The sequence below is a fragment of the Acinetobacter sp. CIP 64.7 genome, assembly GCF_000369745.1.
Lineage (GTDB): Bacteria > Pseudomonadota > Gammaproteobacteria > Pseudomonadales > Moraxellaceae > Acinetobacter > Acinetobacter fasciculus.
In genome coordinates, this window is the sequence record NZ_KB850179.1 from 1623355 (window position 1) to 1639491 (window position 16137).

At 42.8% G+C, this 16137-nt stretch carries 13 protein-coding genes; 12 read left to right on the top strand and 1 reads right to left on the bottom strand.

Annotation, left to right across the window (positions count from 1 at the left end; translation table 11 throughout):
• The first annotated feature begins 40 nt into the window (after positions 1-40).
• The 8 genes from F890_RS14305 to rdgB all read left to right on the top strand — a co-directional run bounded on the left by F890_RS14305 (position 41) and on the right by rdgB (position 10960).
• Complete coding sequence (locus F890_RS14305; protein ID WP_005267473.1) at positions 41-2260, top strand: TonB-dependent receptor domain-containing protein; 2220 nt, start codon at positions 41-43, stop codon at positions 2258-2260.
• 308 nt (positions 2261-2568) lie between these two features.
• On the top strand, positions 2569-4896 hold the full coding sequence (locus F890_RS14310; RefSeq protein WP_005267474.1) for a TonB-dependent receptor: 2328 nt from the start codon (positions 2569-2571) through the stop codon (positions 4894-4896).
• Positions 4897-4967: 71 nt separating this feature from the next.
• Positions 4968-5651, top strand: a complete 684-nt coding sequence (locus F890_RS14315; RefSeq protein WP_005267475.1) for a Fe2+-dependent dioxygenase — start codon at positions 4968-4970, stop codon at positions 5649-5651.
• 427 nt (positions 5652-6078) lie between these two features.
• Positions 6079-7776 (top strand): 2-isopropylmalate synthase, encoded by a 1698-nt coding sequence (leuA, locus tag F890_RS14320; RefSeq protein WP_005103158.1) that lies wholly within the window; start codon positions 6079-6081, stop codon positions 7774-7776.
• A gap of 112 nt (positions 7777-7888) precedes the next feature.
• Complete coding sequence (metX, locus tag F890_RS14325; protein ID WP_005267476.1) at positions 7889-9049, top strand: homoserine O-succinyltransferase MetX; 1161 nt, start codon at positions 7889-7891, stop codon at positions 9047-9049.
• Positions 9049-9642, top strand: coding sequence for a methionine biosynthesis protein MetW (metW, locus tag F890_RS14330; RefSeq protein ID WP_004278415.1), 594 nt, complete (start codon positions 9049-9051; stop codon positions 9640-9642). The genes metX and metW overlap by 1 nt, the downstream gene beginning before the upstream one ends.
• Complete coding sequence (locus F890_RS14335) at positions 9639-10229, top strand: tetratricopeptide repeat protein (protein ID WP_004647420.1); 591 nt, start codon at positions 9639-9641, stop codon at positions 10227-10229. The genes metW and F890_RS14335 overlap by 4 nt, the downstream gene beginning before the upstream one ends.
• Positions 10230-10333: 104 nt before the next feature.
• The gene (rdgB, locus tag F890_RS14340; protein WP_005267477.1) at positions 10334-10960 is read left to right on the top strand and encodes an RdgB/HAM1 family non-canonical purine NTP pyrophosphatase; all 627 of its coding nucleotides are present in this window, start codon (positions 10334-10336) and stop codon (positions 10958-10960) included.
• 131 nt (positions 10961-11091) lie between these two features.
• Here rdgB and F890_RS14345 read toward each other — a convergent pair whose 3' ends face one another.
• Positions 11092-11973 carry an AEC family transporter gene (locus F890_RS14345; RefSeq protein WP_005267478.1) on the bottom strand — a complete coding sequence of 294 codons (882 nt, stop codon included), beginning with the start codon at positions 11971-11973 and terminating at the stop codon, positions 11092-11094.
• 187 nt (positions 11974-12160) lie between these two features.
• Between F890_RS14345 and F890_RS14350 the strand changes: the two genes are divergently transcribed.
• The 4 genes from F890_RS14350 (at position 12161) to F890_RS14365 (ending at position 16104) form a co-directional block, all read left to right on the top strand.
• A complete protein-coding gene (locus F890_RS14350; protein WP_005267479.1) occupies positions 12161-12379 on the top strand; it encodes a Sec-independent protein translocase subunit TatA in 219 nt (72 codons plus the stop codon).
• Positions 12380-12388: 9 nt separating this feature from the next.
• Positions 12389-12811 (top strand): Sec-independent protein translocase protein TatB, encoded by a 423-nt coding sequence (gene tatB, locus F890_RS14355; protein WP_004278420.1) that lies wholly within the window; start codon positions 12389-12391, stop codon positions 12809-12811.
• Positions 12808-13584 (top strand): twin-arginine translocase subunit TatC, encoded by a 777-nt coding sequence (gene tatC, locus F890_RS14360; protein WP_005267480.1) that lies wholly within the window; start codon positions 12808-12810, stop codon positions 13582-13584. The genes tatB and tatC overlap by 4 nt, the downstream gene beginning before the upstream one ends.
• 189 nt (positions 13585-13773) lie before the next feature.
• A complete protein-coding gene (locus F890_RS14365) occupies positions 13774-16104 on the top strand; it encodes a PhoX family protein (protein ID WP_005267481.1) in 2331 nt (776 codons plus the stop codon).
• Positions 16105-16137 lie beyond the last annotated feature (33 nt).

Below are 16137 nucleotides of genomic sequence, written 5' to 3' on the forward strand. Positions count from 1 at the left end.
GCAACAATACTAATTTATTCTTCGGTTCGGGAATTTGGTCATGCATAGTTTTAGTCTTCGTCCACTTACGTTGGCAATTCTTGGGGTTACAGCAACATCTGCTTTCGCAGAGACTGTGAACGAGACAGCGACTCCTACAACAACACATCAAATGTCTACGATTGTGGTTTCAGCGGCGGGATATGAACAGAAAATTAAAGATGCTCCAGCATCTATTACAGTTCTAACAGAAGAAGATTTTAAAACTAAACGCATTACTTCTATTGCGGATGCTTTGATTGATGTAGAAGGAGTTGATATATCTCCTTCAGCAGGTAAAACCGGCGGCTTAAATATTCGTATGCGTGGTATGGATTCCGAATACACTTTAGTTCTTGTTGACGGACGTCGCCAAAATACTGTGGGTAGCATTACTCCAAATGGTTTTGGAGAGTCAAATAATAGTTTTATTCCACCAATTTCTGCAATTGAACGCATCGAAGTGATTAAGGGTCCTGCTTCTACACTATATGGCTCAGATGCTATGGGTGGTGTAGTAAACATTATTACCAAAAAAGTTTCACCTGAATGGACTGGTGCAGTTACCTTAGAAGGTACTATTCTTCCGAACTATTCCGAATTTGGTAACCAACGCTCAGTGGACGCTTTTATTTCCGGCCCACTTATTCAAGATAAATTAGGCATTCAATTACGTGCACGCAAAGCTGAACGTGATCAATCTCATCTTACGAACGAAGAAGAAGCAGCTGAGTTAACTCAAGGAAATAATCCTACAAAGTCAGATTTAGAAACTATTGGAACACGTTTAACTTATACTCCAAATGATGATCATGCGATTTCATTTGAATATGAGCAAACTGAACAATGGTATGACAATAGTAAAGGTCAGCTTGGAACTCTTGGAGCAGCCGGTGGTTATGGGCAAGCTCAAGAATATAATCGTGAAAAGCTAGCTTTGATTCATGAATGGCAAAATAGTTTAGGTCAGTTAGATTCAAGTATCAGTCAAAACAAGACAGAGACTGTAGGACGTCTCTTGCCTGCACGCCTACTTCCTCTTGAAAATGACAACCTTACAACCCAAACGTTGCCACGGTTACTGGAAAGTGAAGATCTTGTATTCGATACTAAATTTTCAACTCAACATTTTGAGAACCATAATTTAGTCTTTGGTGGTCAATGGTGGGATGCGACCATTACTGATGGTCTAAGAACCAATAAAGATGTTTCTTTTGATCAAGTAGGTTTATTCGTTGAAGACACATGGCAATTTACTCCATCTCTAGCTCTTACATTAGGTGCTCGATACGACGATCATAGTACGTTCGGTGACTTCTTTACACCTCGTGCATATTTGGTATGGAATGCTAATGATCAATGGACAGTTAAAGGTGGATATGCTGAAGGCTATAAAGCTCCTCGCTTAGAACAGCTTGTTGATGGCATTTATAATGTCAGTGGCCAAGGTGCTACCCCAAGTTTTGGTAACCCAAATTTAAAACCTGAAACTAGTCAGAATCTGGAACTTGGTTTCTACTTTGATGCACTTAACGGGTTTAAAGCCAATTTAACAGGCTTCTACAGTACTATTGATGACAAAATTGTCAGTGGAGCAGATGAATTTGGATGTGGCGCATCAACCAGTGATGCACCTTTACTTTCTAATGCAGAATGTAACTCATACTTGAGTGATCGTGGTACACCTTGGGCAATTCAGCCGGGTGACAGTTGGGAGGTTAGCCGTAATGTTAATGCTGAAGAAGTTGAACTTTATGGCTTAGAGTTGGGTTCTCAGTGGCAAGTTAGCGATGCTGTAAAATTAGCAGCAAACTATACATGGACTCAGTCTGAAATCACCAAAGGTGAAGATAAAGGACTACAACTTAATGACACACCTGAGCACATTGTAAATGCAAGTGCAAACTGGCAAGTGGCGGACAATACGAATTTATGGGCACGTGGAGAATATCGTTCTGAGAAGAGTCGTTACTTAGGTAAAAGTAATTTGAGTGGGAATGACAAAACTATTCAAGATGCTTTAGGTGATTATAAAAGTTATGGTTTATTCCATCTAGGTGCTAACTTTAATATTACAAATAATTGGGATCTTGGTATAGGTCTCTATAATGTATTTGATAAAGACTTTACTGATTATGTTTATTTACCAACATTAACTGGGCGCGGTAGCAAATATCGTAATAAGTATAGCAACACCCAAGAAGGCCGCCGTGTTCAACTCAGCACTACTTTTAAATTCTAATTAAACTATTAAATTAAACCCTGCCCTGGCAGGGTTTTTTCTTTTCGCTAAATTAGTGCTCCATGAAAAATCCCTAATTTATGTCCTTCTATAGACATCATTATTCTCAATAAAAATTTAATAATCAGATTGATTTATCAATATTTATTAAAAACATAAACTTAACTATTTATTGTTATAATATTACATTTATAAACTCATTTAATATTTTCTTAAAGATCATGAATTCCCATGATAAAAAGATAAAAATAAAAACAAGAATCATTATTATTCGCATACATTTTTAGCATTCATTTATTAGGTTTAACATGACCTTCATTAAAACACGTAAAAAAATCGTTTCCTCTGCAATTGTTTCATCTTTATCAATGGTAGCTGGATCTGCGATGGCAGAAGAACAGGTGATCCAGTTAGAGACTATTCATCAAGAGGTCAAAGCTGAACAAGCACCTAGCTTAAAAGTAGATCAATCTGCGAATAGCAAATTTGTTGCGCCTTTACTCAACACCCCCAAGTCAGTTTCAGTGATTTCAAAACAGCTGATTGCAGATACACAAGTGACGACTTTAGCTGATGCACTACGTACAGTTCCGGGGATTACCTTGGGCGCAGGTGAAGGTGGTAACCCAAACGGTGACCGTCCATTTATTCGCGGTTATAACTCTGAAAGTTCCATGTATGTGGACGGTGTTCGTAATTCCACTTCACAAAACCGTGAAATGTTTGCGGTAGAACAAGTTGAAGTGACCAAAGGTTCTGCTTCTGCCATGGGCGGTGCAGGCACCACTGGCGGTAGCATTAACATGATTTCTAAAGTCGCTAAAGCGGGCAATTTTCTAGAAGGTTCGGTCGCTGGCGGCACAGATAATTATCAACGTATTACTTTAGATGGCAACAAAGATTTTGGTAATGGTATTGCTGCACGTGTTGCAGTCATGGGGCATCAAAATGAAAAAGCAGGCCAGAAAGACGGTGCAGAATATAAACGTGCCGGGATTGCACCGAGTATTAGCTTTGGTCTGGACACCCCTACTCGCGCGACTCTCAGTTATTACTACTTAAAATCGGACGATACGCCTGACTCAGGTATCCCGTATAACAACCCATTTGCTGCTCCAAGAACTGCAACAGCAACTGACTATCGTCCATTAAATGGAAATGGCAAGCCAATTGACGTTAAACAAGGTCAATATTACGGCTGGAAAGATCGTGATTTCCAAAAACAAGAAAATCAGATCGGAACCATCAAATTAGAACATGACTTAACTGACAATCTAACCATTAGCAATACTGCTGTGTATGGCAACTCTAAGAATGATTACCTTTGGACCAATCCAGATGACTCTCAGGGTAACTTTTACAACAAAGCAGGTTTTACAAGTGAATTAACAGGAAATGTTTGGGCACGTGCCAACTCACGTGTAGCAGATACTGATGCTTTTACCGACCAACTTGCTTTAACCGGTAAATTTAATACCGGTATGCTTAAACATAGTTTTAATCTAGGTGCCGAATATTCAGACCAAGAAACTGACCGTACCCAATACATTATCGATGGTGTTAACGCTACAGGTAATGTACACAATGCCTGTAATGCTGGTGATATTACTTCGGGCTGGTGTACTTCGGTACAAAATCCAAACCGTGGGCCATGGACAGGCACATTAAGTACCAATGGTGCCGACCAGTACAATATTCAAAGCAAATCAAAGTCTGTTTATTTCCTGGATAGTATTGAATTCACCCCTCAGTGGCTTTTAGATTTAGGCGTACGTTGGGATGACTACTCAACTGAGCAAACCATGCTTGCAGGTCGTTTTAATACTACGACTCCAGCAGGAACAATTGTTAAACTTGAAAATGATAAAGACTTTATCAACTATCAAGCTGGCCTGACCTTTAAACCTGTTGAAAATGGCAGTATCTATGCAAGTTATGCGACTTCGTCTAATCCAGTCGGTGTTGATGGTGGCGATGGTTCTGAAGGGATTACTGCTGCAATAAATAATCTTAAACCTGAAGAAGTCCGGACCATGGAGTTAGGAACTAAATGGGATGTCTTGAATGATAAGCTCAACCTGACTGCAGCTATTTTCCGCACGGAAAAAACCAATACTCGTGCGACCGGAGATGATGGCACCACAAGTAATATTGGTGAAACTCGTGTCGATGGTATTGAGCTTGGTGTAAATGGCAACATCACGGATAAATGGGCTGTATCTGCGGGTTATACTTATTTAGACAGTGAAATGATTGATGGTGGATTTGTAAATACTGCCGCTACTGGTCAGCCTGCTGTATATGCGCCAAATCCTAGTAACGGGAACCAAGTTCAAAACGTTGCGAAAAACAGTGCAACCCTTTGGACTACTTATGCAGTAACTCCTGCTTTAACCCTAGGCGCTGGCGCTGTCGCGATGGACAAAGTCTATGGTAATGCTACTAATACCAAATATGTTCCAGGCTATGTTCGCTATGATGCTATGGCACGTTATAACGTGAATGAAAACGTTGATTTGCAATTAAATCTTAACAACCTGTCTGATGAACGCTATTTCACAAAAGCCTATTCATCTCATTATGCGACCGAAGCAGAAGGCCGTAGTGCAGTGCTGGCAGTCAACTTTAAATATTAATTCAATGCAACCGCATAGCCTCCTGATGGGGGCTATGTTATTTTTAAAATACGATTATTCAGGGGTTTCTCGTGCTGCATCATATTCCAAATGTACTGAGCAAAGAACAGGTGCAATATTTCCGTGAGGAGATGAATAAGATTGAGTGGGTCAACGGCAAAGTTACCGCGGGTACACTCTCTGCAACGGTGAAACAGAATCAGCAACTGCCTGAAGATCATTCCCTGACCCAGCATTTAAGCACAATCATTCTTGAGTCTCTGGGACAGCATGCTCTGTTTTTATCGGCAGCGATTCCGCTGGATATCATTCCCCCGCTTTTTAACCGCTATGAAAATAATGAAGCTTTCGGCTTTCATGTCGACAATTCGATTCGCCGGATTCGCGGCAGCAATGAACGCCTTAGAACGGATTTATCCTGTACGGTTTTCTTGAGTGAACCTGAAGAATACGTCGGTGGTGAACTGGTGGTCGAAGACACTTATGGTTATCACGAAGTAAAATTGCCTGCCGGCGATATGATTTTGTATCCATCGACCAGCTTGCATGAAGTCACGCCAATCACTGCCGGTTGTCGAATTGCTTCATTTTTTTGGGTACAAAGCATGATCCGTGATGATGCAGAGCGGCATATGCTGTTTAATCTGGATCAGAGTATTCAAAACTTGAGAATGCAGCTGGGTGATCAGCATGCAGAAGTTATGAAACTGACCAACCTGTATCATAATTTAATGCGTAAATGGGCTGAACTTTAAAAGAGGCTCTGTCTTCAATGATCTTTAAGAACAACTGGATCTATTGTTTATCAAAATATATTGCTTTATGGCACTATTGAACGTAATAAATAACGAATTATGTCCAAATCGAGAAAATATAAAATACGATATTTAAAATAAGTGAAAATATTTTTCACTCCTTAAAGTTTATAAGAAAATCTTTATTACCATACGACTAAAATCCATAAAAATAGCAAAAACTTTTCGGGATAAGTGGATTAAACTTTAAATTATAAGTAAGGCATTTAGTGCATTTGGTGAAGCTAAACCACCAATATTTAGACCATATTTCAGGTTTGAACCAGACTGTCACTAAAACCCAATGAATAGACAAAATCTATGCCGCTGACCCACGCACCGCTTTAACCAAGATTACGGTACCCAAGTTAGCATAAGGAGCTCTCTCATGATGTTGGCTGATCCAAGTAAAAAATACCGTCGCATGTATCAACGTGTGGACTTACCAGACCGTCAATGGCCGAACAATGAAATCAACAAAGCGCCAATCTGGATGAGTACCGACCTGCGTGACGGTAACCAAGCGATCTTTGAGCCAATGAACATGGAGCAAAAATTCAAGATGTTCCAGATGTTGGTCAAAATCGGTTTCAAGCATATTGAAATCGGCTTCCCGTCTGCATCGCAAATTGACTTCGATTTCACCCGTAAATTGATTGAAGAAGGTCATATTCCAGATGACGTTTATATCGAGGTATTGGTTCAGGCACGTGATCACTTGATTCAACGTACCTTTGAATCTTTACAAGGTGCGAAACGTGCCATTGTGCATATCTATAATTCCAACTCGCCGACATTCCGCAATAAAGTCTTGAATGTTGATGTTGAAGGTGCAAAACAGCTTGCCATTAATGCTGCACAGAAAGTAAAAGAATACGCCGCAAAACAGCCGGAAACTGAATTTATCTTCCAGTACAGCCCGGAATGTTTTACTGCAACCGAATTAGAAGTTGCAAAAGATGTCTGTGATGCAGTCACTGAAATTTGGGAAGCATCGCCGACCAATAAAGTGATCTTAAACTTGCCTGCAACGGTAGAAGTTTCAGGTCCACACATCTATGCCGATCAAATCGAATGGATGCACCGTAACATTCAGCGTCGTGACGGTGTGATCATTTCAGTTCACTGCCATAACGACCGTGGCTGTGGCATTGCCGCTTCTGAATTAGCAATTATGGCTGGTGCTGACCGGGTCGAAGGTTGTGTATTTGGTAATGGCGAACGTACCGGTAACGTTGACGTAGCTGCGATTGCGTTGAACATGTATACCCAAGGTGTAGCACCAAACTTGGATTTCTCCAACATCAATGAAATCATTGCGACTGTGGAAGAATGTACCGGTTTACCTGTGCACCCGCGTCATCCATATGCTGGTGATTTGGTGTTTACTGCATTCTCGGGTTCGCATCAGGATGCCATCAAAAAAGGTTTTGAGTTCCAGAAAAACGAAGAAATCTGGGATATGCCGTACTTGCCAATCGACCCGAAAGATTTGGGCCGTGACTATGACGCAGTAATTCGTGTCAATTCACAATCAGGTAAAGGCGGTATTGCCTACTTGTTAGAATCGAACTACAACGTGATCTTGCCGCGTCGTTTACAGATTGAATTCTCTCAGATCGTACAAAAACGTACCGATGAGCAAGGCACTGAAATCAGTGCGACTGAAATCTGGAAGTTATTCAAAGAAACTTATGTGGATGCTAAAAACGTTCACTATTCTGCGAAAAATTACAAATTGTCAGATGATAATGGCAATCAGGTGATTGAGCTTGATCTTGAAATTGATGGACAGTCACGTCGTGTTCGCGGTGAAGGTAATGGTCCAATTTCTGCGATTTTGGATGCACTTCAGTTGCCAATTGACGTGGTGAACTATGAAGAGCGCAGCATCAGTTCAGGTGCTCATGCCAAAGCCTTGGCCTTGATCGAACTTCAGGTGAAAGGTACCGGTAAATCTGCCTTTGGTGCCGGGGTACATGACAACATCGTGACCTCTTCCATCGAAGCAATTATTGCCTCGACCAACCGTCTGATTGATCAGGGTGTTTTAAGCACTGATCAGGTGATTGCTGCTGCGGTCTAAACGGCTGTATTAGAATTAGCAATAATTCATAGCACTAAAATGACTTTAGAAGGATACCGGCAAATGGTATCCTTTTATTATTCATACTAAAGATTTAAGGCGAATCCTCCCCGTGTCTTTTCCAGCTGACTCAGTGGGCATTGTTGTCCCACAAAAGTTCCAATTTGAAGAGCCGTTAGAGCTTGAATGCGGTCGCATCCTCCCACGTTTTGAACTGATGGTTGAAACTTATGGCGAACTCAATACCGATAAGTCCAATGCCATTCTGATTTGTCATGCCCTTTCCGGTCATCATCATGCTGCTGGCTATCATCATGAAGATGATAAAAAAGCCGGCTGGTGGGATTCATGTATTGGTCCCGGCAAAGCCATTGATACGTCAAAATTCTTTGTGGTTTCACTGAATAATATTGGTGGCTGTAATGGCTCTACAGGCCCGATCTCGCCAAACCCTGAAAATGATAACCGCCCGTATGGTCCGGATTTCCCACTGGTTACGGTACGTGACTGGGTCAAAACCCAAGCCCTGCTCTCTGACCGTTTAGGAATTGATACCTGGGATGCCATCATTGGCGGTTCACTGGGTGGTATGCAGGCATTGCAATGGTCAGTGGATTATCCAAACCGTTTAAGAAAATGCGTGATTATTGCCAGTGCTCCAAAGCTTTCTGCACAGAATATTGCCTTTAACGAAGTGGCACGTCAGTCGATTTTGTCAGACCCGGATTTCCATAATGGTCGTTATCTGGAAAATGACAGCTATCCAAAACGTGGTCTGATTCTGGCGCGTATGGTCGGTCATATTACTTACCTGTCCGAAGAAGCCATGAAACAGAAGTTTGGCCGCGATTTGAAATCAGGCAAATTTATGTATGGTTTTGACGTTGAATTTCAGGTCGAAAGCTATTTGCGTTATCAGGGCGAACAGTTCAGCCGTAACTTCGATGCCAATACCTATCTGATCATGACCAAGGCACTGGATTACTTTGATCCGTCGCGTGAATATGAACAGTCGCTCAAAAAAGCCATGGCCAATACCCAGTGCAAATTCTTGGTGGTGTCATTCACGACTGACTGGCGTTTTACCCCTGCCCGCTCGCAAGAAATCGTGGATGCCTTAATTAGCAACCATAAACCTGTCAGCTATCTGGATATTGATGCAGAACAGGGTCATGACTCTTTCCTGTTCCCTATTCCGCTCTATGTAAAATCTTTGCGTGCATTCCTGGGGGGTGAAGAACACCTGAAAGCAACACCAAAGGAGGCCATATAATGCGTATCGATCAACAACTGGCTGAAAAGTGGATTAAGCCCGGTTCTAGCGTACTTGACCTCGGTTGTGGCGACGGTGAACTGCTGGCACAAATGAGTAAAAAGCACGATATTCGTGCATACGGATTAGAAATTGATCAGGAAAAGATTGCAATTGCGGTCAGTCGCGGGTTAAATATCATCCAGCAGGACTTAAACCTCGGTTTAAGCCGTTTTGCCGACCAGTCTTTTGACAATGTGGTCATGGCACAAGCTTTGCAGGCTGTAGATGCACCTGACGTATTATTGCGTGATATGGTGCGTGTGGGGAAACAGGCCATTATTACCTTTCCGAACTTTGCGCACTGGAAGACCCGGTCTTTCTTGGCAATCAAAGGGAGAATGCCGGTTTCTGAAGCCTTGCCGTATATGTGGTATAACACCCCGAATATCCACTTATGTACATTTCGTGATTTTGAAGCACTTTGTGCGGAAAATAACATCAAAATTATTAATCGACTCGCTGTGAACGGGAATCAAGAAGATAGTTTGCTGAGCAAGCATCTCCCTAATCTATTTGGTGAAGTCGCAATTTATCGAGTGAGCGCGCTATGAAAAAATTATTATTAAGTACGACGCTACTGGCGGGACTTTTTGGCATGCAAGCCCATGCAGATTATGTTGCACCTAGTCCATCTGTTGCCAGTCAAGCGGCTCAGTATTCCATCATGGATATCAACAGTCTGACCAAAGCAGCGAAAGCTGGTCAGGCCGGTGCACAGTTTTATTTGGCCACCAAATACCAGTATGGTAAAGATATTCAAAAAGATGAACGACAGGCCTTTGCCTGGTATAAAGCAGCAGCCGATCAAGGTCTGGCAGTTGCACAGCTGAATGTTGGCCGTATGCTGGCCGATGGCATTGGCACCAGAAAAGATGAAGCGCTGGCACGTCAGTATTTTGAAAAAGCGGCTAGCCGTGGCGATAACCGTGCCAGCTTTAACCTGGCAATGATGGAAGAGAAAAAGAAAAACTATATGGGCGCTTACCAGTGGTATGAACTTTCTACCCGTGATGGCATGCTCGACAATAAGGTGATTACGCTGTCGGAAGGCAGAAAAACTGCCTTGGCGGCGAATTTAACCCAAGAGCAGATCCGTCAGGCGCGTGATCGTGCCGACAGATGGATTCAGGCACAATAAGCTGAATGGTATAAATAGCACCTTCGGGTGCTTTTTTATTGCCGCAAATTCTTCATCCATTGCTAAAATAGCGCCCATTCTTTATCTAATAATGAGTTTTTGACATGGCTGCAACTGACTGGTTATCCCAAGGCACACTGGTATTGGCAAGTAATAACAAAGGTAAAATTGCCGAGTTTGAAAAACTGTTTGCCGAGCTACAACTGCCGGTTGAAGTCGTGGCCCAGGGCAAGTTGAATATCGAAGATGCGATCGAAGATGGTCTAAGCTTTGTAGAAAATGCGATTATTAAGGCTCGCCATGCTTCTAAAATTTCCGGAAAACCTGCTATTGCAGATGATTCAGGCATTTGTGTGCCAGTTCTTGGCGGCGCTCCCGGCATTTACTCGGCTCGTTATTCCGGTGAGCATGGCAACGATGCCGCCAATAATGAAAAACTGCTGGCCGATCTCAAACCCTTACGCCAAGATGGTGAAGTGATTGAGGGCATGTTTGTTTGCGTACTGGCACTGGTTCAACATGCCGAAGATCCCTTACCGCAAGTCTTTCAGGGTATCTGGCACGGGGAAATTCTGGAAGCTGCACGTGGTGAAAATGGTTTTGGCTATGACCCGTTGTTCTGGTTACCGGAACTAGGGATTTCCAGTGCAGAAATGAGCAAGGAAGAAAAGAATAAAATCAGTCATCGTGGTCAGGCGATGCAGTTGTTTAAAGCGAGTTTGGCAAAGTAAGTTTTTGATCTCCTCCCTTTAGTAAAAGGGAGGTTGGGAGGGATTTAAACATTAGTGAATCCCCCTAAATCCCCCTTTTAGAAAGGGGGACCTTACAACTCTTTCTAGCCTTCTCTCCAAGAAAGGAAACTTTATAGCGTAGGCATCAACGCATGCACCACTGCCCCATATAAAGCAATCAAGATCGCGCTGGCCAAAGTCCCCGAAGCAATATATTTGGCGGAATGGCCCGTTCCCTGATAATGGGTTTCCAGTGCCACAATATTGGCTGCAGGCGGCAATAAAAAGAACATCAGCATTACCGTATAAGTCAGCGTCTGCTGTGGAATCGGCAAATAAAAATAAGCTGCGCCACACAGTAAAACAGCAAATAGCCCACGACAAAAAATAAGTTGCAGACTGCGCATTAAATCGAAGCGGCTGATCCGCACATTGCTTAGCCACATCCCCAGTACACACATACCACTAAAAGTCACCAGCACTTTATTGGCTTGATACAGTATCTCGACCCAAGCCACTTGCTGCCAGTGACTCAAATCCCAAAATGATAATAGCGCTGCCACCGACAGTGCTACCACAGGTGGTGAGAGCAGTACATTTTTTAAAATATAGCCACTATCTTGTCTGGCTTCACTGACTGCCATCACCGCACAGACATTGCCAAACAAGGAACCACCGATGTACAGGGCGACTACGGTACTGGTTGCTTGCGGACCAAAAACTGCCAGTGCAAAAGGAATTCCCAGCCATGCCCCATTTAAATAGCTCAGGCATAAGGCACGCAGTTTATTTTTCAGGGTGAAATAAAACAAGGCAAAGAATACGCAGGAACAGAAAAAGCTGAAGGCAATCAGCCACAAACTGCCCTCTTGATAAAATACCATGTTATAGATAATCAGTACTGGAATCAGTACTCGGGCCAATAAAGCAGCCAAAAAAGGTCGAATCGGTTTTAAATATTGCACCCCCCAATAACCAGTCAAAAAAGACAGGAGGGGAAGAATCAAGGCCATGACAATGCTGCTGAGATTTTCAGATCAGGCTGTATGCTAGCACAGTATATTTTTCATTGAATTATGAAATTTTTTATATGAGTGATTCATTCCCCCTGCTGCTATGTCGGCAAACTGTCATCAAAGCGTCACCGCGCTGTCATACAAGCCTGCTGAGATAGGTGCATGAAATATAGAGGATAAAATAATGGCAGGATTATCAATTTGGCATGTGCTGATTTTTGCAATTGTAGTGATTTTATTGTTCGGTACATCGAAACTTAAAAATCTGGGTAAAGACGTCGGCGGCGCGATTAAAGACTTTAAAAAATCAGTCAAAGATGAAGAAGCTGAACAGGCCAAACTTGCAGAGCCGCGCACTATTGAGGCCCAACTCAAAACGCCTGAACATTCGGTTAAAAGTTAAGAGTTCGCTATGCTCAATATTGGAATGACCGAGCTGCTGATTTTCGGAATTATTGCACTTTTGGTCCTTGGGCCAGATAAGCTTCCGGAAGCAGTCCGTTTTGTCGGAACATGGTACGGCAAGATCAAGCGTATGGTGAGCAATGTTCAGAATGATCTTGACCGTGAATTGCGCCTGTCCGAGCTACGTGAACAGATGCAGGCTGAAATGCAACGGATTCAGGAACTGGAAGCCAAGATGCAGGCACAAATAACAGATTTGCAGCAGCCGATGGCAACCGATGAAGTAAAAATAAAATCGCAAGCTGTTCAGCCCCTGCTCAGCTATCAGCCGGTGATACAGCCTGTATCCCCCGTGTATTTACCTAAGCCTAGAGCAACTCAAACCGTGATTTCAGAACCACGCTATACAGAAATGAAGGTGGCCGTATGACATCCTTACCGACCACACCAGCCTCAAATGATGCTGCAGCGCTGAACCTTGAACAGATGCCGATTACCCAGCATTTGATCATCTTAAGAAAGCATCTGTTTAAAGTGGTTACTGTCCTGATTGGCCTGTTTTTCTGCTTATTACCCTTTGCCAATCAGACTTATCAATGGTTGTCCGAACCATTGCGTGCACAGCTACCTGCCAGCTCGACCATGATTGCCACGGATGTCACTGCAACCTTCATGGCACCGTTTAAGCTGAACTTCTTTGTCGCACTGATGATCGCGATGCCATTTATCCTGTATCAGCTCTGGACCTTTATTAAGCCGGCGCTGTATGCCAAAGAAAAGAGCCTGGCCTTACCACTTTTGATCGGCAGTATCGTGCTGTTTTATACTGGCATCAGCTTTGCCTACTTTGTGGCATTGCCCTCGATTCTGCATTTTTTTATCAGTGTTTCGCCAGAAACTGTGGCCCCGATGACCGACATCAACAGTTATCTCAGCTTCTGTTTAAAGCTGTTTCTGGTCTTTGGTTTTACCTTTGAAATTCCTATTATTACCTTGGTTCTGATCTTGATTGGTGCAGTTTCGACACAGACTCTGGTAGAGAAACGGCGCTTTATTATTGTGGGTTGCTTCTTTGTGGCAATGTTCGTCACACCTCCGGATGCCCTGTCGATGATCATGCTGGCCGTGCCGATGTGGCTGCTGTTCGAAATGGGTTTACTGGCCGGAAAACTGATCGAAAAACGGCGATTAAAGACAGAATAAAAACAACCAGTCAAAACAAGAAAAACATCTATTTATTCAGGCAGCCTTGGCTGTCTTTTTATTTTTTTAATTTTATAAAATATTGATTTATTTAACTTTAATGTAATACAGGCTTAACCAGTTTGTCATATTTCAAGTCTATTTTGTTCATAACTTTATAACCAAGCCTTTTTTTGCTAGGAACTAAAAATGACATACCAAACACCCTATCACGAAGATCAAGAGCTAGATAACAACAACTCAAATAATGTGCACTTTCGTGATATTTTAGAGCAACGTATTTCTCGTCGTAGCTTAATTAAAAAAACAGCAAGTGGCGCTGCAGCATTAGCTTTGGCTTCTAGCCTGACTGCATGTAGCGATGAAGATGATAATGGAAGTATTGGGAATGATGAGAACAAACCAACTCCTCCAGCGGACAACAATGTACGTCCAGAAAAATTAAGCTTTAGCCCGGTGAAGAAAAACCTAGATGACTGGGTTACTGTTCCAGAAGGCTATACAGCTACTGTTCTATATGCAATGGGCGACTCGATTCATCCACGTTATCCAGACTGGAATGATAGCCAGGTTCCATCGGGTCCGAGCTTTCAGTTCCGTTCAGGTGATTGCCATGATGGTATGAGCTATTTTGGTTTAAGCACTAAAACTGGCCGTTATGAAGAGAATGCATCTGAGCATGGCCTGCTGGTTATGAATCATGAATACATCAATCAAACTTTTTTACATCCTAAGGGTGCAACTAAAGTAAATGGTCGCCGTCCAGAAGATGAAGTCATCCGTGAAGTGAATGCACATGGTGTTTCAATTGTGCATGTTAAGAAAAATACAGAGTCTCAGGCTGTTGAAATTGTAAAATCATCTCCCTTTAACCGCCGTATTACAGCTTCAACCGTCATGGATTTTGCTGGGCCGGTAACAACCTCGCCATTAATCCACACTGCTTTCTCTCCTACCGGTCGTCAAACTCGCGGTACACAAAATAACTGTGGTAATGGCTATACACCATGGGGCACTTATTTAACTGCCGAAGAGAACTTTATTGGTTATTTCCAACGTTCAGGAACAGACCAGTATGCTGAACGCACTGAGGCTGAAAAAATAGCACTTAAACGTTATGGCTTAGGTCTAGAGATTTCTTATCAAACTGAAAAAAATGCCGACGGTACAGTTAAACGTGATGAGAAAGGCGGCATCATTTATCTTAAAGATGCCTCTGGTGAAAAAATTCCTGAACGGGATGAGCAAGGCCGTATTATTTATTTAGATAAATCTTCTCGTTATGCGTGGGAAACAGCACAGGCTGGTGTTGAATCACAAGATATGTACGACCGCTGGTCAGCTGACGTTACTAAAGCAGCTGCAACTCAAGACTATCGTAATGCACCGAATACCTTTGGTTGGATTGTAGAAATTGATCCATTTGATAGTCGCTCAAACCCAGTAAAACGTACAGCTTTAGGCCGTTTTGCGCATGAAGACTGTCGCGCTAGCCGTGCCATTGAAGGTCAACAGTTTGCGTTCTATATGGGCGATGACTCACGTGGTGAATATATCTATAAATTTGTCTCTGATGCGAAATGGGATCCAAAAGATATCAATACCGGCTACCGTGCTGGTGACAAATATATGAATAACGGTAAGTTCTATGTGGCCAAGTTCAATGCAGATGGAACTGGTCAATGGATTGAACTTGCTCATGGTAAAAATGGTTTAACGGCACAAAATACAATATATCCGTTTAGCTCTGATGCAGACGTATTAACTTTTCCACGTTTAGCAGGCGATGCCGTTGGTGCAACTAAAATGGATCGTCCTGAATGGGTGGCCGTTAACCCTGAGAATGGTGAAGTCTACGTCACCCTGACCAATAACAGTAACCGTGGCAATAACCCGGCACAACCTGTTGATGCTGCCAACCCGCGTAATTACTCAGATCCTGAAGGCGGCAAAGGTAATGTGAACGGTCATATTATTCGCTTTAAGGAAGAAAACACCGCATCCGAAAGCTTTGAATGGGATATCTACCTGTTCGGTGCTGAAGCATCGATGGATGCTAATATCAACCTGTCTGGCTTGAATGATAATAATGATCTGTCTTCACCAGATGGTATGTGGTTTGACCCTCGCGGTGTACTCTGGATTCAGACTGATGACGGCGCTTATACCGATGTAACCAACTGTATGATGCTGGCAGCATTACCCGGCCAAGTTGGTGATGGTGGTGCAGCAACAACGTCGAATGGTCAAACAACGATTGCGGGTGCCAAAGTGACTGATGAAAACTTACGCCGCTTCCTGACCGGCCCGGTAGAGTGTGAAATCACTGGTGTGACCATGACACCTGACTACAAAGCAATTTTCATCAACGTACAACACCCAGGTGAAGATTCTAAAAACTTTGATGCTCCAACCAGTCACTGGCCTGCAAGCCAAACAGACCGTTCGAACAAGACAGCGCGTCCACGTTCAGCAACTGTCGTGATTACGCGTAATGATGGTGGCACCATTGCAAGCTAAGTAAGTTTTTATCTAACTTAAATAAGTTAGATA